This is a genomic window from Comamonas flocculans (assembly GCF_007954405.1).
Lineage (GTDB): Bacteria > Pseudomonadota > Gammaproteobacteria > Burkholderiales > Burkholderiaceae_C > Comamonas_C > Comamonas_C flocculans.
Genome location: NZ_CP042344.1, coordinates 1,329,292 through 1,349,365, shown reverse-complemented (window position 1 = coordinate 1,349,365; position 20,074 = coordinate 1,329,292). Strand labels below are relative to the sequence as shown.

17 protein-coding genes and 1 riboswitch are annotated in these 20,074 nt (G+C 69.4%); of the genes, 13 read left to right on the top strand and 4 right to left on the bottom strand.

Translation table 11 applies throughout. The features are described from left to right. Window positions 1–13 precede the first annotated feature (13 nt). Window positions 14–976, top strand: a complete 963-nt coding sequence (gene hprK / locus FOZ74_RS06550) for an HPr(Ser) kinase/phosphatase (protein WP_146912303.1) — start codon at window positions 14–16, stop codon at window positions 974–976. A gap of 13 nt (window positions 977–989) precedes the next feature. On the opposite strand, the gene fur is transcribed toward hprK, so the two are convergent. Further along, window positions 990–1,412, bottom strand: coding sequence for a ferric iron uptake transcriptional regulator (gene fur / locus FOZ74_RS06545; RefSeq protein ID WP_146912302.1), 423 nt, complete (start codon window positions 1,410–1,412; stop codon window positions 990–992). 77 nt (window positions 1,413–1,489) lie between these two features. Here fur and FOZ74_RS06540 point away from each other — a divergent pair, with 77 nt between their 5' ends. From FOZ74_RS06540 to FOZ74_RS06525, 4 genes are all read left to right on the top strand, one after another. Then, window positions 1,490–2,035 (top strand): outer membrane protein assembly factor BamE, encoded by a 546-nt coding sequence (locus FOZ74_RS06540; protein ID WP_146912301.1) that lies wholly within the window; start codon window positions 1,490–1,492, stop codon window positions 2,033–2,035. A gap of 61 nt (window positions 2,036–2,096) precedes the next feature. Continuing rightward, window positions 2,097–2,912: a 4-hydroxy-tetrahydrodipicolinate reductase gene (dapB, locus tag FOZ74_RS06535; RefSeq protein ID WP_146912300.1), complete on the top strand. Its 816-nt coding sequence runs from the start codon at window positions 2,097–2,099 to the stop codon at window positions 2,910–2,912. 19 nt (window positions 2,913–2,931) lie between these two features. Next, window positions 2,932–3,597, top strand: coding sequence for a MotA/TolQ/ExbB proton channel family protein (locus FOZ74_RS06530; RefSeq protein WP_146912299.1), 666 nt, complete (start codon window positions 2,932–2,934; stop codon window positions 3,595–3,597). Between the two features lies 1 nt (window position 3,598). Beyond that, window positions 3,599–4,018 carry an ExbD/TolR family protein gene (locus FOZ74_RS06525; protein ID WP_146912298.1) on the top strand — a complete coding sequence of 140 codons (420 nt, stop codon included), beginning with the start codon at window positions 3,599–3,601 and terminating at the stop codon, window positions 4,016–4,018. A 25-nt stretch (window positions 4,019–4,043) separates the two neighbouring features. On the opposite strand, the gene FOZ74_RS06520 is transcribed toward FOZ74_RS06525, so the two are convergent. Continuing rightward, the gene (locus FOZ74_RS06520; RefSeq protein WP_255437813.1) at window positions 4,044–6,179 is read right to left on the bottom strand and encodes a putative bifunctional diguanylate cyclase/phosphodiesterase; all 2,136 of its coding nucleotides are present in this window, start codon (window positions 6,177–6,179) and stop codon (window positions 4,044–4,046) included. 297 nt (window positions 6,180–6,476) lie between these two features. On the opposite strand from FOZ74_RS06520, the gene FOZ74_RS06515 reads away from it, so the two are divergent. The 8 genes from FOZ74_RS06515 to thiE all read left to right on the top strand — a co-directional run bounded on the left by FOZ74_RS06515 (window position 6,477) and on the right by thiE (window position 16,689). Beyond that, entirely contained in the window at window positions 6,477–7,136 is a 660-nt protein-coding gene (locus FOZ74_RS06515; RefSeq protein ID WP_255437812.1) for a S24 family peptidase, read from the top strand. A gap of 194 nt (window positions 7,137–7,330) precedes the next feature. Beyond that, window positions 7,331–10,033, top strand: coding sequence for a leucine--tRNA ligase (leuS, locus tag FOZ74_RS06510; protein ID WP_146912295.1), 2,703 nt, complete (start codon window positions 7,331–7,333; stop codon window positions 10,031–10,033). 5 nt (window positions 10,034–10,038) lie between these two features. Then, window positions 10,039–10,542, top strand: a complete 504-nt coding sequence (locus FOZ74_RS06505; protein WP_146912294.1) for an LPS-assembly lipoprotein LptE — start codon at window positions 10,039–10,041, stop codon at window positions 10,540–10,542. Between the two features lie 13 nt (window positions 10,543–10,555). Beyond that, window positions 10,556–11,620, top strand: coding sequence for a DNA polymerase III subunit delta (holA, locus tag FOZ74_RS06500; protein ID WP_146912293.1), 1,065 nt, complete (start codon window positions 10,556–10,558; stop codon window positions 11,618–11,620). A gap of 83 nt (window positions 11,621–11,703) precedes the next feature. Then, window positions 11,704–14,235, top strand: a complete 2,532-nt coding sequence (locus tag FOZ74_RS06495; protein WP_146912292.1) for a sensor domain-containing protein — start codon at window positions 11,704–11,706, stop codon at window positions 14,233–14,235. A 16-nt stretch (window positions 14,236–14,251) separates the two neighbouring features. Next, the gene (locus tag FOZ74_RS06490; RefSeq protein WP_146912291.1) at window positions 14,252–15,100 is read left to right on the top strand and encodes an NAD-dependent protein deacetylase; all 849 of its coding nucleotides are present in this window, start codon (window positions 14,252–14,254) and stop codon (window positions 15,098–15,100) included. A gap of 37 nt (window positions 15,101–15,137) precedes the next feature. Beyond that, window positions 15,138–15,236, top strand: a riboswitch (TPP riboswitch). Further along, window positions 15,227–16,045 (top strand): hydroxyethylthiazole kinase, encoded by an 819-nt coding sequence (thiM, locus tag FOZ74_RS06485; protein ID WP_146912290.1) that lies wholly within the window; start codon window positions 15,227–15,229, stop codon window positions 16,043–16,045. (Overlaps the previous riboswitch by 10 nt.) Beyond that, window positions 16,042–16,689, top strand: coding sequence for a thiamine phosphate synthase (gene thiE / locus FOZ74_RS06480; RefSeq protein WP_146912289.1), 648 nt, complete (start codon window positions 16,042–16,044; stop codon window positions 16,687–16,689). Before thiM ends, thiE begins: the two co-directional genes overlap by 4 nt. A gap of 33 nt (window positions 16,690–16,722) precedes the next feature. Here the strand turns inward: thiE and FOZ74_RS06475 are convergent, their stop codons facing one another. Next, entirely contained in the window at window positions 16,723–16,992 is a 270-nt protein-coding gene (locus FOZ74_RS06475; protein ID WP_146912288.1) for a hypothetical protein, read from the bottom strand. Next, the gene (locus tag FOZ74_RS16295) at window positions 16,989–20,060 is read right to left on the bottom strand and encodes a class I SAM-dependent DNA methyltransferase (RefSeq protein WP_146912287.1); all 3,072 of its coding nucleotides are present in this window, start codon (window positions 20,058–20,060) and stop codon (window positions 16,989–16,991) included. The genes FOZ74_RS06475 and FOZ74_RS16295 overlap by 4 nt, the downstream gene beginning before the upstream one ends. Window positions 20,061–20,074: the final 14 nt, after the last annotated feature.

Genomic DNA, 20,074 nt, shown 5'->3' with positions numbered 1-20,074 from the left:
GGCGGCGGCGCACATGCAAGCCAACGTCGTCAGCGCCGATGCCTTGTTCCAGGAGTTTTCCAGCCTGCTGCGCTGGCAGTGGCTGGCAGGCCAGGGCGCTGCCGAGCGCCGCTTCGAAGACGTGGCCGTGCGTGCCGCCAGCTCCAGCGCGGATCTGGTCGGGCACCTGAACTACATCCATCCCTACCGCGCGCAGATCATCGGTCAGCGCGAGGTCGCCTATCTCACCAACGGCAGCGCCGCCGACTGCCAGCGCCGTCTGGCGCGCATCCTCACGCTGGAGCCGCCGGTGCTGGTGCTGGCCGACGGCCAGGCGCCGCCCGGCGAGCTGCTGCGCATGTGCGACCGTGCGCAACTGCCGCTGTTCGCCACCGCCGAGTCCTCGGCCTTCGTCATCGACGTGCTGCGCGGCTACCTGGCCAAGCACTTTGCCGAGCGCACCTCGATGCATGGGGTGTTCATGGACATCCTGGGCTTGGGCGTCCTGATCACGGGCGAGTCGGGCCTGGGCAAGAGCGAGCTGGGGCTGGAGCTGATCACGCGCGGCAACGGCCTGGTGGCCGACGACATCGTCGACCTGTCGCGCATCAACCAGAGCACCATCGAAGGGCGTTGCCCCGAGCTGCTGCAGAACCTGGTGGAGGTGCGCGGCATCGGGCTTTTGGACATCCGCGCCATCTTCGGCGAAAACGCGGTGCGCCGTCGCATGCGGCTGCGTCTGATCGTGCATCTGGTGCGCAAGGAGACGCTGGAGCGCGACTACGAGCGTCTACCCGGCGAGCCGCTGACCCAGGACGTGCTGGGTGTGCCGATCCGCAAGGTGATCGTCGAGGTGGTGGCGGGACGCAACATCGCGGTGCTGGTGGAAGCTGCGGTGCGCAACACCATCCTGCAGTTTCGCGGCATCGACACCTACCAGGAGTTCGTCGCCCGCCACCGTCAGGCGATGCTCGACGGGCATACGGGCCCGAGTTAGCCCGACAAGCGCTTCAGTGGCCGGCCGCGCACTTGGCGCACAGGCCGTAGAGCGACATCGCGTGGTCGTGCACCTGCCAGCCGCGCTGCTTGGCAATCAGCTTCTGGCGCGCCTCGATCTCGTGGTCGAAGAATTCTTCGACCTTGCCGCAGCCGGTGCAGATGAAGTGGTCGTGGTGCTGGCCCTCGTCGAGCTCATAGACCGCCTTGCCACCGTCGAAATTGCTGCGCATCAGGATGCCGGCCTGCTCGAACTGGGTGAGCACGCGGTACACGGTCGCCAGGCCGATGTCCGAGCGCTCCTCCAGCAGCACGCGAAAGACGTCCTCGGCCGTCATGTGCCGCTGCTTGCTCTGCTGGAAAACTTCCAGGATCTTCAGCCGCGGCAGCGTCGCCTTCAGGCCTGTGCTTTTGAGCTCTTCGATATTGCTGGTCATGGTGCGGGACATGTGTCGCCGGCAGACAAAAGCCTGTCGCTACAATGAAACCGATCATAGTCCGGATACCGAAAACCATGTCAGTCACCTTCCGATCGGGCGTCCGCCTGGGCGCCCTTGCCCTGCTTGCCGCGGGTTTGCTGGCGGGCTGTGCCGGTTCGGCAGACCGCCTGGCCAGCATGGTCACGCCCTACCGCGCCGACGTGGTGCAGGGCAATTTCGTCTCGCGTGAACAGGTGCAGGCGCTGCAGCCGGGCATGAGCCGCCAGCAGGTGCGCGAAATCCTGGGCACGCCGCTGATGACCAGCCTGTTTCACGCCGACCGCTGGGAGTACGTCTTCACCATTCGCCGCCAGGGCGTGCAAGACCAGGCGCGCCATCTCACGGTGTACTTCAAGGACGAGCGCTTCGACCGCGCCGAGGGCGACGAGATGCCGACCGAGGAGGAATTCGTCGCCTCGCTAGGCTCCAGCGTCAAGGCCTCGAAGGTGCCACAGCTGCAGGCGAGCGAGGAGCAGCTCGCGCGCTTTCCGAAGAGCGAGACGCCGCCCGACACGGCAACGGCAGCGCCCAGGCCGCCGGCCGGCAGCCATTACCCGCCGCTGGAGCAGGCGGGCCAGTGAAGCCAGGACAAGGCGGCGGGGCGCCTGCCACCGCGGCACACCCCAGATGAGCGAGGACGGCATGACATTCACCACCGCACGGCGCGTCGCTGTGGCCGGAGCCAGCGGTCGCATGGGCCGCATGTTGATCGAGGCGGTGCTCGCCAGCACCGATGGCGTGCTGGCCGGCGCGCTCGACGTCGCGGCCAGCCCGGCCGTCGGCGCGGACGCCACCGCCTTCCTCGGGCGCAGCAGTGGCGTGCCCGTCACCGCCGACCTGCGCGCCGGCCTGGCGGGCTGCGACGTGCTGATCGACTTCACCCGCCCTGAAGGCACGCTCGCGCACGCCAGGGCCTGCGCCGAGTTGGGCGTGCAGATGGTCATAGGCACTACGGGTTTTGACGACGCGGGCAAGGCGGCGCTTGCGCAAGCGGCCGAAAAGGTCGCCATAGTGCTGGCGCCCAACATGAGCGTGGGCGTGAACGTCACGATGAAACTGCTCGAACTCGCCGCCAGGGCGCTGGGCGACGGCTACGACATCGAGATCATCGAGGCGCACCACAGGCACAAGGTGGACGCGCCCTCGGGCACCGCACTCAAGATGGGCGAAGTCATTGCCGAGGCCCAGGGCACGCGGCTGGCGGAGCGCGCGGTCTACGAGCGCTATGGGCACACCGGCGAGCGCCCGGCCGGCGCCATCGGCTTTGCCACCGTGCGCGGTGGCGACATCGTGGGCGATCACACCGTGCTGTTTGCCGGTACCGGCGAGCGCGTGGAGATCACCCACCGCTCCGGCAGCCGGGCCGGCTACGCCCAGGGCAGTCTGCGCGCGGTGCGCTGGCTGGCGGACAAGCCGCGCGGGCTGTTCGACATGTTCGACGTGCTCGGCCTGCGCTGAGCGGCTGCCGGCAAGACGCATGAACGCATTGCAGTGGCTGCGCGAGGCCGACGCCGTCATCCAGGTCTGCGCCGTGGTCCTGCTGGCCATGTCGGTCGCCAGCTGGGTGGTCATCCTCTACAAGCTGCGTCTGATGGCGCAGGCGCGCACCGACGTGGCGCGCGCCGGTGAGGCGCTGTGGGCGGCGCCCGCGTTGGAGCCGGCGCTTGGGCGCATCCGCGCGCTCGATCGCCACGCCCTGGTCTGGCCGCTGGTGGTCGCTGCCGCACAGCTGCAGGGCGCGGGCCGCTCCGACGCGCTGACACACCAGGCGCCGCTGGCGCAACGTGCCACCCGTGCGCTGCGCGGCGCGCTGCATGCGGCGCTGGCCCGGCTGCGCTGGGGCCAGGTGCTGCTGGCCACCGTGGGCGCCACCGCGCCCTTCGTCGGGCTGCTGGGCACCGTCTGGGGCATTCAGCATGCGCTCACGCAGCTGGCGGTCGGCGGTCAGATCAGCATCGAACGCCTGGCCGGCCCGGTGGGCGAGGCGCTCATCATGACCGCGGCGGGCCTGGCGGCGGCGATCCCGGCGGTGCTGGCCTACAACGGCTTTGGCCGCTGGGTCGGCGAGGTTGAGGCCGAACTCGAAGGCTTGGCGCACGACCTGCACGCGCTGGTGCTCGACCCGCCCGCGCCGGAGCGCTGAGATGGCCTTCGGTCGCTTCGCCGAACCGGCCCGCCCGCGCCCGATGAGCGAGATCAACGTCACGCCGCTGGTGGACGTGATGCTGGTGCTGGTCGTGATCTTCATCCTGGCGGCGCCCTTGCTTGCCAGCAGTATTCGGCTGGAGCTGCCGCGCGCCGCGTCCGCCGAGCCGCCCGGGGGTGCCGCTTCCGTGCTGCTGGCCCTGGACAAGGCCGGACAGGCCTACCTTGATGGCGATGCCCTGCCGCCCGAGGCCTTGGCCGAACGCCTGCGGCACATCGCCTCCAGTGAGCCAGACGCCGAACTGCGCCTGAGCGCCGACGCGGCCGTGCCCTATGGTCGCGTGGTGCAAATCGTTGGTGCGGCCCAGGCTGCGGGCTTGACGCACATCGGCTTTACCGCTCTGCCCGAGGAGCGGTAAAAACGATAGCTTGCCCTCAATGGGTTCAAGTGGTTTTTGGCACCGAAACTTGCGGTGCTGCCGTACCGGCCTCGCGCAGCAGGCGCTCCAGCGCCGGCGCGGACAGTGGCGGCGACAACAGGTGGCCTTGTGCCAGCGCGCAGCCGTGGGCGCGCAGGAATTGCTGCTGCGCGCGAGTCTCCACGCCCTCGGCGACCAGGGGCAGGCCCAGGCCGTGCGCGATGTGCAGCATGGCGCGGATGAGGGCGCGGGCCGTGGCGCTGGTCTCGATGTCGCGCACGAAGCCGCCGTCCAGCTTCAGTTCGTCGACCGGCAGCAGATGCAGCGTCCCCAGGTTGCAGCAGCCGGTGCCGAAGCTGTCCAGCGCCAGCGCGATGCCGTGGCGGCGCAGCGCGTGGGCGCTGTTCAGCACCACGGGGTCGGATGAGCACAGGACGTCCTCGGCGATTTCCACCGCCAGGTCCGCAGTCTGCAGACCGTGTGCGCCGAGCGGCTGCGTCAGCCACTGCATCAGTTCGGGCTCGTGCAGATCGGCACCCTGCAGGTTCACCGACACCCGCGGCACGGCCACGCCACGGGCGCGCCAATCGGCCATCTGGCGGCAGGCTTCGCCTACCACCCAGCGCGTGAGTTCGGCGCGCAGGCCGCATTCGTCTGCGGTGCGCGTCAGGCGCTCGGGCGCGATGGCGCCCAGAGTGGGGTGCTGCCAGCGCAGCAGCGCTTCGACGCCGTGCAGGCCGCCACCCTGCATCTGCGGCTGGTAGTGCAGCGCCAGGCCGCCCGCGGCCAGCGCCTGGCGCAGGTCGGCTTCCAGCAGTGACAGGCGGCGGGCCTGGTCGTTCATCGCTGCGTTGTGAAAGCGCCAGCACTGGCCGCCTGCGGTCTTGGCCTGGTACATCGCCAGGTCGGCGCAGTGCAAGAGGGTGTCGGCATCGGCCCCGTCGTCGGGAAACAGGGCGATGCCCATGCTGGCGCGTGGCTGCAGCGTGGCCTGAGGCAACGACACCGGCCGGCTGAAGGCGTTCAACAGCCGCTCGGCGGCAAGGGCCGCCTGGCGCGCGTCGCAGCGCGTGAGCAGCAGCACGAACTCGTCGCCTCCAAGCCGGGCGGCCAGGTCGCTCGCGCGAGCGCTGTCTTGCAGGCGCGCCGCCACGGCACGCAGCAGCGCGTCGCCGGCCAGATGGCCGTGCGTATCGTTGACCTGCTTGAAGTGATCCAGGTCGATGAACACCAGTGCCAGCGCGGCGCCGCTGCGCTGCGCCTCGTGCAGCATGCGCGCGGCCTGCGCATTGAGCATGCTGCGGTTGGCCAGACCGGTCAGACCGTCGTAGTAAGCAAGCTGGTGGATGCGCGCGCGTTCGTGCTCGCGCTCCAGCAGCAGTGTGCACAGGCGCAGGCCGGCGTTGGCAAGTTGCCCGTGCCAGCCGTCCGTGTCCAGGGTCTCGGGGCAATAGAGTGCGAAAACGCCGAGCACCGCGCCTTCGCGGCTGGCGACGGGGTAGGCGTGGCAGGCCTGGAGCCCGTGGGCGACGAAGGCGCCGCCCACGGCGTCCCAGCGCGGGTCACTGGCGATGTCGGCAGCCCGCACGGCCTGGCCGGTGGTGGCGGCCGTGCAGCAGCCGCACCGGGCGCCGCCGGCATGGCCGTCGACGAGGCTTTCGAGCGCCGGCGGCAGGCTGGGCGCGGCAACGATGCGCAGCCGGCCTTGTGCGTCGCGCGCCAACAGCACGGCGGTGCATCCGGGGACGGCCTGTTCCATTTCGCGGCAGAGCAGCCGCGCCGCGTCGTGCAGGGGTGCACCCTGAGCCATGGCGTCGAGTACCAGGTGCTGCAGCGCAGCGTGGTCGCCGACGTGGGTGACCTCGTCCAGGACGACCACCGAGTGCGGCGCAGCGCCACCATCGCCACGCAGCGCGCTGGCACTGACGGCCATCCACCGCGCCGCTCCGTGGGCGGTGTGGATCAGCAAGACGGTCTGCCATTCCTGCCCCGAGGCAATGGCAGCGCACAGCGCCTGCAGCGATGGCTCGTCGGTATCGGGGCCCCGCAGCAGTTCGTCCAGGCGCCGGCCCCGCGCCTGGATGGGGGCGTGGCCGAGCAAGCGCGTGAAACCGGCCGAGACGCCGCTCACGTGCAGCCCGGCGCCGATTGTGGCGATCACGGCGCCGGGTTTCGCCGGCACCGGTGCGCAGCCCGGCACCAGCGCGGTTGCCGATGCAAGGCAGGAGCCGGTCGCCGGCGGCTGGTTCAGCATTGCGCCGCCCTGCGGGTCCGCTGGCGTGCATGCACGGCGCGCGGACATCCATGCGCGCCCGCGCGAAGGCCGGGACGGTCCGGGAAGCCAGAGATCGCGGGCATGATCTGTTAGCAATTGCTACCATCGCATGATAGCAAATGGAGAAATGCCGCATGCTACGTTGCCTCGATGGACGAGAGCCAGATTCAGGAATCGCGCCGTATGCGCTTGGCCGATGCGGTAAACAAGCTGGCCGAAGGCAATGTGGCGTCTTTCGGCCGGCTGCTGGGGTATCGGGGCGGCGCCTTCGTGCGCCAGATGCTGCTCGGTCGGCGCGCCATCTCGGACAAGACGGTGCGCCGCATCGAATCCCTGCGCGGCATGCGCGGCTGGTTTTCACCGGCGCTCGCGCACGCGCAAGAGGACGCGGCGCCGGCCTACGACTATGGCGCGGGGCCTGAGGTGTATCAGCTCTATCCAGTGCAGCTGCGGGTGCGCACGGGTATCGCTGGCTATACCGTGGTGCCCGACGAGAGCGACGAAGACGCACCGCTGTCCCTGCATCGCCACTGGCTGGCGCGGCGGGGCTACCGGCCTACGCGGCTGCTGGCGCTGCGCATGGCGGCTGCAGGGATGGAGCCGGCCCTGCACGTGGGCGATGTCTTCGTGCTGGACACCGCCGAGACCACACTGCGCGATGGCCAGGTGTTTGCCATCAATTTCTACGGCGAGGTGCTGGTGCGCCGCGTGCAACGCGACGGCGACGGCTGGTGGCTGGTGGCGGACAACCTCGACCAGGCGCGCTATCCGCGCAAGGCCTGTGCCGGGCCGGACTGTGTGCCCATCGGGCGCGTGGTCTTCAAACAGGGCGAGAACATATGAAAAACAGAGCTGGTACCGCATGCAGGCATTGGATTTCAGATATAAAAATACCTGAAATCCTTTGTATGCAAGCGTAGGTAGCTATTATTTTAGATATTCGCCTCCCGGGCGGCTGCGGCGCGCACACGTCCTAAAATGGCCGGTTCGCGACCTGCGCGCGCCCGCGCGCGGCGCTTGGCCCCTTCCCAGCTTTCATGCAAGACCGATACGATCCCGCCGCCGTGGAGCGCGCCGCGCACGCCCACTGGACAGCCACCGACGCCTACCGCGTCACCGAGGACGAGCGCAAGCAGAAGTTCTACGCCTGCTCCATGCTGCCCTACCCCAGCGGCAAGCTGCACATGGGGCACGTGCGCAACTACACCATCAACGACATGCTCACGCGCAGCCTGCGCATGCGCGGCTACAACGTGCTCATGCCGATGGGCTGGGATGCGTTCGGCCTGCCCGCCGAGAACGCGGCGCTGAAAAACAAGGTGCCGCCTGCCCAGTGGACCTGGGACAACATCGCGACCATGAAGGGCCAGATGCAGGCCATGGGCCTGGCGATCGACTGGAGCCGCGAGGTCGCTACCTGCGACCCCGCGTACTACAGGTGGAACCAGTGGCTGTTCCTGAAGATGCTGGAAAAAGGCATCGCCTACCGCAAGACGCAGGTGGTCAACTGGGACCCGGTGGACCAGACCGTGCTGGCCAACGAGCAGGTGATCGACGGGCGCGGCTGGCGCACCGGCGCGCTGGTGGAAAAGCGCGAGATCCCGGGCTACTACCTGAAGATCACCGACTACGCGCAGGAGCTGCTCGACCACGTGCAGCCCGGCGGCGACAGGGCGACGTTGACCGGCTGGCCCGACAAGGTGCGGCTGATGCAGGAGAACTGGATAGGCAAGTCCAGCGGCGTGCGCTTTGCCTTCACGCACGACATCCAGGGCGCGGATGGCGAGCTGATCCAGGGCGGGAAGATGTACGTCTTCACCACCCGTGCCGACACCATCATGGGCGTGACCTTCTGCGCCGTCGCGCCCGAGCACCCGCTGGCCGCACATGCCGCCAGCGGCAACCCCAGGCTCGCCGAATTCATCCAGCACTGCAAGGAAGGCGGCACCACCGAGGCCGAACTGGCGCTGAAGGAAAAAGAGGGCATGCCCACGGGCCTCACGGTCACGCACCCGCTCACCGGCGAGGCGGTCGCGGTCTGGGTCGGCAACTACGTCTTGATGGGCTACGGCGACGGCGCGGTGATGGGCGTGCCGGCGCACGACGAGCGCGACTTCGCCTTTGCCAAGAAATACAAGCTGCCGATCCGGCAGGTGGTGGCGGTCGAGGGCGAGGCCTTTTCGCTCGATGGCTGGCAGGACTGGTACGGCGACAAGGCGCGCGCGCACTGCGTCAACTCCGGCGTGCTCGACGGTTTGAGCCACGCGCAGGCGGTGGACAGGGTCGCCGCGCTGCTGGCGGGAAAAGGCCTGGGCGAGAAGAAGACCACCTGGCGCCTGCGCGACTGGGGCATCTCGCGCCAGCGCTATTGGGGCACGCCGATTCCCATCATCCATTGCGCATCCTGCGGCGTGGTGCCGGTGCCCGAGAAGGACTTGCCGGTGGTGCTGCCCGAAGGCCTGGTACCCGATGGCAGCGGCAATCCCTTGAACAAGTGCGAAGCCTTCCTCAAGGTGGCCTGCCCCTGCTGCGGCAAGCCGGCCCGGCGCGAGACCGACACCATGGACACCTTCGTGGACAGCTCCTGGTACTTCATGCGCTACTGCGACCCGAAGAACGACCAGGCCATGGTGGCGGACGGCGCGCGGTACTGGATGCCGATGGACCAGTACATCGGCGGCATCGAACACGCCATCCTGCACCTGCTGTACGCGCGTTTCTGGACCAAGGTGATGCGTGACCTGGGCCTGGTCAAGGTCGACGAGCCCTTCACCCGCCTGCTCACCCAGGGCATGGTCTTGAACCATATCTACAGCCGGCGCAACGCCAAGGGCGGCAAGGACTATTTCTGGCCCAAGGACGTGGAGCACGTGTTCGACGAGGCCGGCAAGATCGTCGGTGCCAAGTTGAAGAACCCGGCAGACAGTGGCGATGGCCTGCTGCCCGTGGGCACCGCCATCGATTACGAGGGCGTGGGCACCATGTCCAAGTCCAAGAACAACGGCGTCGATCCGCAGGACCTGATCGAGAAGTACGGTGCCGACACCGCGCGGCTGTACACCATGTTTACCTCGCCGCCCGAGCTCACGCTGGAGTGGAACGACTCGGCGGTGGAGGGCAGCAGCCGTTTCCTGCGCCGCGTCTGGGGTTTCGGCAGCAAGCTCGTTGCCATGGACATGCAAGCTGCCATCGCAAGCGTGGCGGGGGCTACAGCACTAAAAGATGTGAAATTCGGCAAGGCGGCAAAGGCCTTGCGGCTGGAGATCCACGGCGTGCTCAAGCAGGTGGACTACGACTACCAGCGCATGCAGTACAACACCGTGGTCTCGGGCGCGATGAAGATGCTCAACGCGCTCGAAGGCTTCAAGGCGCTGGAGGATGCGGGCGCCCAGGTGGCGCTGATCGAGGGCTACGGCATCCTGCTGCGCGTGCTCTACCCGGCCACGCCGCACATCACCCATGTGCTCTGGCAGGAGCTGGGCTACGCCGGCGTGCTCGGCGAGCTGCTGGACGCGCCCTGGCCGCAGGTGGACGAGGACGCCCTCAGGCAGGACGAGATCGAGCTCATGCTGCAGGTCAACGGCAAGCTGCGCGGCGCCATCCAGGTCAGCGCCACGGCCGACAAGGCGACCATCGAGCAGGTGGCGCTGGCCAGCCCCGAGGCGCAGAAATTTACCCTGGGCGCGGCGCCGAAAAAGCTCATCGTCGTGCCCGGGCGCCTGGTGAACATCGTCGTCTGAGCGCCATGCCCCAGCGCCGCACCCTGCTTGTCCTGCTCGCCGCCGCGCCGCTGGCCGGCTGCGGCTTTCACCTGCGCGGCGCGCCCGAGTTCGCCTTCTCCTCGCTCTACCTCGCGCCCGGCGGCACCTCGCTGAACCAGCCGCTGATCCGCACGCTGCAGGGCGCGGGCGGGGGCCTGCTGCTGCATACCGACCCCGGGCAGCAGGCCCAGGCCGAAGTGGTGCTGGAACTCTTTGGCGAGCAGCGCAGCCGCACCGTGGTCGGCATGACCACGGCCGGCCAGGTGCGCGAGCTGCAGCTGGGGCTGTCGGTCCATTTTCGGCTTCGGGACCAGCGCGGCGGCGTGTGGATAGGCGACACGCGCCTGGCGCGCACCGAGGACGTGAGCTACAGCGAATCCGTCTCGCTCGCCAAGGAATCGGAAGAGGCGCTGCTTTACCGCAACATGCAGATGGACCTGGTGCAGCAGATCGTGCGCCGCCTGGCGGCGGTGAAGGCGCCGCGCTAGCCGGGGGCGCGCCATGCAGCTTGCCCTGAACCAGCTTGACGCCCACCTGCAAAAGGGCCTCAAACCCCTGTACCTGCTGCATGGCGACGAGCCCTTGCTGCAGCAAGAGGCGCAGGATGCGATCCGCACCGCCGCACGCGCGCAGGGCTATGCCGAGCGCAGCAGCTTCACCGTGAGCGGTGCGCACTTCGATTGGGGTGCGGTGCTTGCGGCGGGCGGCAGCTTGAGCCTGTTTGCCGACAAGCAGGTTATCGAGCTGCGCATTCCCGGCGGCAAGCCGGGCAAGGACGGATCGGCCGCGTTGCAACAGATCGCTGCCGCCGCGCAGGGCAACGACAGCACGCTCACCCTGATCAGCCTGCCGCGCCTGGACAAGGCCACGCGCACCAGCGCCTGGTTCAGCGCGCTGGAAGCCGCCGGCGTCGGCATCGCCATCGAGCCCATCGCGCGCGAGCAGCTGCCGCGCTGGATCGCCGAGCGCCTGGCCGTCCAGGGCCAGCGCGTGGCGGCCGGCAGCGAGGGCCAGCACACGCTGCAATTCTTCGCCGACCGCGTCGAGGGCAATCTGCTGGCGGCGCACCAGGAAATCCAGAAGCTCGCACTGCTGTATCCGCCGGGCGAACTTTCGGCCGGACAGGTCGAATCCGCCGTGCTCAACGTCGCGCGCTACGACGTGTTCCAGCTTGCCGAAGCGGTGCTCGCCGGGCAGGTGGGGCGGGTGCAGCGCATGCTCGACGGCCTGCGCGCCGAAGGCGAGGCCGAGGTGCTGGTGCACTGGGCGCTGGCCGAGGACATCCGCCAGCTTGCGCGGGTGCGCGCCGCCATCGACGCCGGCCGCCCCCTGGGCGCCGCGCTGCGCGAGGCGCGCGTCTGGGGCAAGAAGGAGCGCCTGTACGAGCGCCTGCTGCCGCGACTGAGCGCGCGGCGCCTGGCGCAGCTCTTGATGTCCGCGCACCGCGTGGACGGCATCGTCAAGGGTTTGAAGATACCCGACTGGCCTTCCGACCCCTGGCTCGCGCTGGCGCGCCTGGCGCAGCAGCTCGCCCGAGTGGCGCAGGGCGAGGCCGCCAGGGGCTAGTGCGCCGCCTGGCGCGGGCGATGGCCTCCGGTCGGTGTTTGTGCTCTGGCAAACGCCGGCGGTCGTTGGTATCCTGAGCAGCCATGAGCGATGCACCGTTGCCGCCGCCTGCCGACGACGGCCCCGACGCGCCAGCGCGCGGTGGTCGCAGGCAGGCGCTGCTCGCGCTGCTGCAGCAGGCCGGGCGCATGGCGGGCCTGGGCGTTTGGGAGATCACCACGGGCCGGGGTGTCACGCTCTGGACCGACACCTGCAATACCCTGCTGGGCCTGGCGCCGGGCAGCCCGGTCGATGCCGGGCTCATCGACACCCATGTGGCGCCGCCCTGGCGCGCCGAGCTGCGTGCGCGCCTGCTGAGCGGCCTGCGTGCGGGGGCGTCATGGTCCATGCCGCTGCAGATCCTGCGCGCCGACGGGCGCCTGTTGTGGGTGCTGGTGGCCGCCGAGCCGGCGCTGGAAAACGGGCGCGTGCGCTGCCTGCGCGGCATCCTGCAGGACATCGATGAGGCGCGTCGGCGCGAAGAACAGCTGCGCGAGTCCGAACGCCATCTCTCGCACATCTTTCGCATGGTGCCGCTGCCCATGGGCATCTCGCGGCGCAGCGACAACAAATACCTGCTGGTCAACCCCGCCTGGGAGGCGATGACCGGCATCCACCAGGAAGAGACCAGCGGCCTGAGCGCGATCGAGATGGGCCTGTACGACCCCGAGGACCGCGCGCGCATGATCGCCGCCATCGATGCCAAGGGCCAGCTGGACAACCACGAGATCAAGCTCTACATCCGCGGCGGCCAGCAGCGCACCGTGGTGCAGTCGATACGCGAGCTCGACTACCACGGGGAGCCCTGCTGGCTGTTCTCCGCGCACGACGTGACCGAGCGCATCCGCAACGAAAAGCGCATCCGCGAGCGCGAGGAGCTGCTGTCACTGACCGTCTCGGCCGCGGCACTGGGTCTGTGGGACTGGGACCTGGTCAGCGGCCAGATCACCGGCGATGAGCGCTGGCGCGCCATGCACGGCCTTGCGCCGGGGCGCGGCCCCTGGGCCTGGCCGGCCTGCAGCAGCGGCATCACCGAGGCCGACCTGCAAGCCATAGAGCAGGCGGCGCAGGCCCATGGCGAACACCCGACGCAGCCCTTCGACCAGACCTGGCGCGTGGTGCTGGGCAGCGGCGCGGTGCGCTGGATACGCAATCTGGGCAAGATCGTGCGGCCCGACGGCCAGGGCCCCGGCCTGCGCATGCTGGGCGTGAGCCTGGACGTGACGCAGCAGCTCGAGCAGCAGGAGCAGCTGCGCCACCTGGCGCACTACGACGTGCTCACGCAGCTGCCCAACCGGCTCAAGCTGGCCCAGCACCTGCAGGAGGAAATGGCGCTGGCGCGGCGCAGCGGCTCCCTGCTGGGCGTGGTCTACCTGGACCTGGACCGCTTCAAGCCGGTCAACGACACGCTGGGCCACGACGTCGGCGACCAGCTGCTGGTGGGCGTGGCGCGGCGCCTGGGCGCTGCGCTGCGCAGCGGCGACCGCACCGCGCGTCTGGGGGGCGATGAATTCATCATCCTGTTGCCCGGCCTGAACAGCCGCGGCGACTGCGAACGCAAGCTGCGCCAGCTGATGCAGCGGCTGTGTCGCCCCTACATGCTCGGCGTGCACCAGGTGCGCGTCACCGCCAGCATGGGCTACACGCTGTACCCGCTGGACACGCCCGACGCCGACGCCGACACCCTGCTGCGCCACGCCGACCAGGCCATGTACCAGGCCAAGCAGGCCGGGCGCAACCGTTTTTGCAGCTTCGACGCGCTGCACGCGCGCGACCAGCAGGAGCAGCAGGCGCGGCTGCAGCACTTGGAGCAGGCGCTGCAGCGGCGCGAGTTCGCGCTCTATCTGCAACCCAAGGTGCACGTGGGCACGCGCCAGATCGTCGGCGCCGAATGCCTGATCCGCTGGAACCATCCGCAGGACGGCGTGCTCTCGCCGGCCGCCTTCCTGCCCGCACTGGCCGGCAGCGCGCTGGAGATCGCCTTCGATCGCTGGGTCTTCGACGAGGCCCTGCGCTGCATCGGCCGCCTGCAGGCCGCCGGCTGGCCGCTGGCGCTGAGCGTGAACATCTCCGCCCAGTACCTGCAGCACGAAGGCTTTGCACAGTGGGTGCTGCAGTGCCTGGAGCGCTATCCGCAGGTGGATGCTTCGCTGATCGAGCTGGAGATCATCGAAAGCGCCGCGCTCTACAACATCGAGCACGTCTCGGCCGAGCTCACGCGCCTGCGCGCCAAGGGCATGCGCGTGGCGCTGGACGACTTCGGCACCGGCTATTCGTCGCTGACCTACCTGCGCCGCCTGCCCATGGACGCGCTCAAGATCGACCAGAGCTTCATCCGCGACATGCTCAGCGACCCCGACGACATGACCATCGTGCAGAGCATCATCGGCCTGGCGCAGGCCTTCCATTGCGAGGTGATAGGCGAAGGGGTGGAAACCGCCGAGCAGGCGTGCGAGCTGCAGCGCCTGGGCTGCGCGCTGCAGCAGGGCTACCACTGGGCGCGCCCGATGCCGCTGGACGCCTTTCTGGAATGGGCGCGCCAGTACGCGCCGGCCCAGGGGCAGGGCGCGCGCTGAGCGCGCCGCCTCGGCGATGTCCGACGACGTGCAGGCGCTGGCCGCACTGCTGCGGCGCCATCCGCGCCTCGTGGTGCTGACCGGAGCCGGCTGCAGCACCGAAAGCGGCATCCCCGACTACCGCGATCTGCAGGGCCAATGGAAGCGTCCCGCGCCCATGAGTTTCCAGGCCTTCACGCGCGAGGCGGCGGCGCGTCAGCGCTACTGGGCGCGCTCCCTGGTCGGCTGGCCGCGCATCGCCGCCAGCCGCCCCGGCCCCGCGCACGTGGCGCTGGCGCAGCTGGAGGCGGCGGGGCGGGTGGCTCTGCTGGTCACGCAGAACGTGGACGGCCTGCACCAGGCGGCTGGCAGCCGACGGGTCATTGACCTGCATGGCCGGCTGGACGCGGTGCGCTGTCTGACCTGCGGCCACACGCTGGCCCGTGCGGATTTCCAGGCTCGGCTGCAGTCCGCCAATCGCGGCTGGTTGCCGGCGCACCTGCCACCCGACGTGCGTAGCGCCCCCGACGGCGACGCCTGTCTGGAGGGACTGGACTTTTCCAGCTTCGTGGTGCCCGCCTGCCCGGCCTGCGGCAGCGGCGTGCTCAAGCCCGACGTGGTGTTCTTTGGTGAAAGCGTGCCGCGCGAGCGGGTGCAGGCAGCGATGGCCGCGCTGCGCGAGGCCGACGCGCTGCTCGTCGCCGGTTCCTCCCTCATGGTGTTTTCCGGCTATCGCTTCGCCCGGGCCGCCGCCGAATGGGGCAAGCCCCTTGCCGCGGTCAATCTGGGGCGCACGCGTGCCGATGAATTGCTGGCACTGAAGCTGCGCCAGCCGGTGGGGCAGGCGCTCGGGCAATTGGCCGCGCTGCTGGAAGCGGGTGTCTGACCGCGCACTGCGCCGAAGCACACTGCACTAAGATCGCCCCTTTGACGCGGGGTGCACGGAGCTGGTCCGTGCTGAGAGCACACCCGTTGAACCTGATCCAGATCATCCTGGCGTAGGAACGTCCTCATGAGCCCCTCCCCGTCTTTCGATTCCCTGCAGCCGCGGCAGTTTGCCGATGCCTTGCACGCCCTGCGCGAGCGCGCGCCGCTGGTGCAGTGCCTGACCAACATCGTCGTCGCCAACTTCACCGCCAACGCGCTGCTGGCGGCTGGCTGCGCCCCTGCCATGGTGGACAACGCGCGCGAGGCCGAGGGCTTTGCCGCGATCAGCGCCGGCGTGCTGGTCAACCTGGGCACGCCGTACGAGGAGACCGCACAAGCCATGCGCGCGGCGGTGCGCGGGGCAGAGGGCGCAGGCGTGCCCTGGGTGCTCGACCCCGTGGCCGCGGGCGCCGTGCCCTGGCGCACCTCCATCGCGCTGGAGCTGTTGGGCGCGCACCACCCGGCCGTTGTGCGTGGCAACGGCTCGGAAATCCTGGCGCTCGCCGGCGGCCAGGGCGGCAAGGGCGTGGAATCCACCGCCGCAGCCGACCAGGCGGTCGATGCCGCCGTGATGCTCGCGCGCACGCACGCCTGCGTGGTGGCGGTGAGCGGCGCCGTCGACCAGATCACCGATGGCCAGCGGCTGGTGCGCATCGCCAATGGCCACCCGCTCCTCACGCGCGTGACCGGCGCGGGCTGTGCGCTGGGTGCGTTGATGGCGGCGTTTGCGGGCGTCACGGGCGATGCGCTGCTGGCGGCTGCGGCAGCCACCGCGCTGCTGACCGTGGCGGCGGACGGGGCGGCGCAGTCCAGCCACGGCCCGGGCAGTTTTGCCGTGGCGCTGCTCGACGAGCTGCATGCGCTCACGCCCGAGGCGCTGGCCGCGCGCCTGAAGCTCGCATGACCGCACCGGCGCGCGCGCCGCTCGACCTGCGGCTGTACCTCATCACCGACACTGGCCTGTGCGGCGCCCACGGCGTCGCGCGTACCGTGGCCGAGGCCGTCGCGGCGGGCGCGACGCTGGTGCAGCTGCGCGAGCCGCACGGCAGCGATGCCGAATTCGTCGCGCTCGGGCGCGCGCTGGCGCAGGTGCTGGCAGGCAGCGGCGTGCCGCTGATCGTGAATGACCGCGTGCACCTGGTGGCCGAGATCGGTGCCGATGGCGCGCACGTGGGCCAGGGGGACATGGGTGCGGTGCAGGCGCGCCGCCTGATCGGCCCTGCGCGCTGGCTCGGCCTGTCGGTGCAGACACCGGCCCACTTGCAGGCCGCGTTGGCGCTGCCCGCAGGCACGCTGGACTACCTGGGCGTGGGCCCGGTCTGGGCGCAGCAGACCAAGCCCGATGCGGCGCCCGCCGGCGGCCCCGAAGTTCTGGCCGACATCGCCCGCGCCAGCCCCTGGCCCTGCGTGGCGATTGGCGGTATCGACATCGGCCGCGTGGCGCAGGTGCGCCGCTGCGGCGCGGCGGGCGTGGCGGTGGTATCGGCCATCTGCGGCCAGCCGGATGTGGCGGCGGCGACGCGGCGGCTGCGCGCGGCCTGGGGCTGAACGCCACCTGCCGGTCAACCGCCGGGTTTGGGCTCAGGATTCTTCCCAGAACGCCTCGATCAGCTCGCCCTGGGCGTCCAGCAACCACCACTCGATCACCACGTCCTGCCGAGCAGTGCCAAAAAACCCGAAGCCTCCACGCCGGGCCCCCAGGCGCGGGCAGCGCCACAGCGTATCGCCCGGCTGCATCATCGCCAGCACGTCGCGGCGCAGCGCGGGTGGCACCTGCGGATCGTGCACATCAACCTGATGGTCTTCGCCGTCTCCGATTTCGGAAGGCGTTGCGGGGCGGGGGCGGGTCATGGCGCACTTTCGGTTTGGGTGCGCTGCCGGTTCAGCGCCAGCAGTCGGCGCAGGATGTCCTCGTCAGGCATGTCGTTGCGCCAGTCCGTCCAGCCGTAGACGGCGGCCACGGCAGCATCGAGTTGCGCGTGCGCCTGCGCGAGCCAGGCGGGGCGCAGGTTGTAGAGCTTCGTCAGCGTGCGCGCCTTGAGCGCCTTGGCGTCGGCTTCAGAGAGGCCGGGGCGCGGCGCCATGCGGTCGGGGTAGGGCGAGGTGCTCATGCCCAGCGGCACCACCTCGGGCAGGCCCTGAGTCCATTCGGGCGGGTTGAGCCAGTTTCTGCGCAGCGCGTCGAGCCGGTGCGCGGCGCAGGCGATGGCGCAGGCGTGTTCGCGCAGCGTCGCCGGGGCGGTTGCGGGTGATTTTGAATTGATAGCTGGTTGCGCTTGACTGGCAAGGGCTGGAGGCTGATTTGGCTTGAAATTCTCGAAAGGAACTTCAGGCAGGTCGGCGGGGATCAGCGCGCCGCCTTCGATGGGCTCGGTGCGCTGGTGGGCGGTGTCTGCGGGCGCGAGGCCGACGGGGAAGGGGAAGGTTTCAAAGCAGGTGGTGGGGGTGTAGCGCGGGCGGTCTTCCAACGAGGTGCCCATGCGCAGCGACCAGAGCTCGTGCATGCGGCTGTGCAGGATGCCGAAGGTGGTGTCGTCGGCGCGGGCGATGGCGACGCAAAGGTTCTCTGGAATTTGGCACGCGGGCAGCCACGCGAACAGGCGGTGCTTGGCGACCATGGGCGTGACGATCAAGCGCTCGATGTTCGCGGCCAGCTTGCGCAGCCCGGGGCGAGAGTCGCCGAACAACCACCAGTTCGTCCGGTGCCAGTCTCGCCTGACGTTCACGCGGGTGGGCTTGACGTGCGTCAGCACGTGTTGAAACGGCGTTTCAAACAACGCCGCCTGGTCTTGCGGCATGTCCACGCCAAAGTCGATCACCCAACGGTCTTGCGGGCGCCTTGTGATATCGAGGCCGTTGGCCCACGGGCGAACGACGATGGCGTTGGATTGCCCATGCGGATTGGGCAAGGCCAGCCACGCGCGCGCGACATCGCCCGGTACATCGAATGGTCCGTTTTTTTGCGTGCCGATGAATGAGGCGTCGGCGTTCTCGCGCAAGCGCGTGGCGTGCGTGAGGTCGCTTTCGGGGTGGCTCAGGTTCGTCAAGTCTGAAGCGATCGCTGGGACCTGATCGCCGTTCAAGGTCGCGGCTTGGCTGAAGTGGCCGAATGCCACCAGCGACACGCGCACCGCTGCGCCTTCGTTCACCCATGGCTCGTCGCTCCACGCTTCGAAGATGCGGCTATCCCGCACGATGGCGTCGAGCACCTTGCGGTTGGCGCCGCCCCGGATGGAATTGGTGGCCACGAAACCAGCCGCGTTCAGTGCTTGCCCGGCCATGGCCGCGCGCGCTTTTTCAAACCAGTAGCACACGAGGTCGGCGCCGCCCGGAACGCGGCCTTCGTAGGTCTTGCGCAGCGCGAAGGTGTAGGCCTCGCCCAGCTCCCGGATCATCTTTCGGTCCCCCAGAAACGGCGGATTGCCCACCACCACGTCAGCGCGCGGCCAGGCGGCTTCGATGGGGGTGGGCTGGCCCCCATCCCGGCCTTCCCCCAGAGGGGGAAGGGGCCAAGTCAGCAGCGCGTCGCGGCATTCGATTTGCTCAAGCGGCTCCAGCACCGGGTTGGTCTTGGCGCCGTAGCCGTGGGCGATGCGCCACTGGATTTCGCCGATCCAGACGCTCACGCGGGCGAGCTCGGCCGCGTAGTCGTTCAGCTCGATGCCCAACAGGTTGTGCACGCCGGTCACCAGGTCTTGCTCGCGATCGAGCCCCAGGCGCGCGGCCTCGGTGATGGCGTGCAGTTCCACGTCCTTGAGGGCCTTGAGGCCCATGAAGAGGAAGTTGCCGCTGCCGCAGGCCGGGTCGAGGATGCGATACGCCCGCAGGCGCTCCAGCCATTGCACGAAGCGCTGGTGCGTCTTCTTGTACGCAGCGTCGCCGTTCTTCCTGATTTTGGCCGCAAGCTGGCTCAGGTCTTGCGCCACCAGCGCCCATTCTTGTAGTAGTGGGCGGGTGATGACGGGTTCGGTGATGCGCGCGATCGTCGCCGGGTCGGTGTAATGCGCGCCGAGCTGGCTGCGCTTGGCGGGGTCGAGCCCGCGTTCGAACAGCGTGCCGAAGATGCTGACGTCGATCGCGCTCCAGTTCAGGCTGGCGGCCTTGCGCAGCTCGGTGATGTCAACGATTTCGAGCTTGGGCACGTCGATGCGCGCGAACAGCCCGCCGTTGAACCAGGGGATGTCGTCGGCGCCGTACAGGCCGCCGGTCTGCATGGTGGTGAACAGGCTGGCCAGCCCCTGCGTGAGCCGCTCGCTGGTGAGCTGGCGGTTGCCCACCAGGCGCTCGAACATGCGCGCGGGCAGCAGCCCCACGTCTTCGGCAAAGAAGCAGAACAGGCATTGCGTGAGGAAGTGCGCGACGGCATCGGCGCCGTGGCCGCGCGCGCGCAACTGCTCGGCCAGGGTGGCAAAGCTGCGCGCGGCTTCCTCGGTGATGTCGCGGCTGGTCAGCCGCGGGCGAAAGCTCTCGGGGTCGCTCCAGACGCGGCGCAGCAGCTCGCGCACGGCGGGGTCGGCCAGCTCTTCGATGCGGATGGTGTGCGTCTCGCTCGGGTGGCCGGTGAACTGGGTGTGGATGCGGATGACGAGCCGGTCGCAGACGACGAGCAGCGGCGGGTTGCTGAGCGCCAGGCTGTATTGCAAGAGCTGGCGCAGCGCGGCGTCCAGGTTCTTGCCCGGGGCCTTGTTCTCCCACGCGAAGTGGTCGCGGTAATACACGTCGGCATAGCCGCGCGCCTCGCCGATCACGCGCGAGCGGCGCTCGAACAGGTATTCGTCCGCTACCTCGGGGCTGCCGGGCTTGGGCACGCCCAGCAGCTCGCACAGGCCGAGGAAGTGGCTTTGCGCGCCCTGCTCCTCGTTCAGGTGGGCGCTGGCGCCGCCCGGACCCCATTGGGCGATGAAGTCGGCAGGGGTCATGTCGGAAACATTGT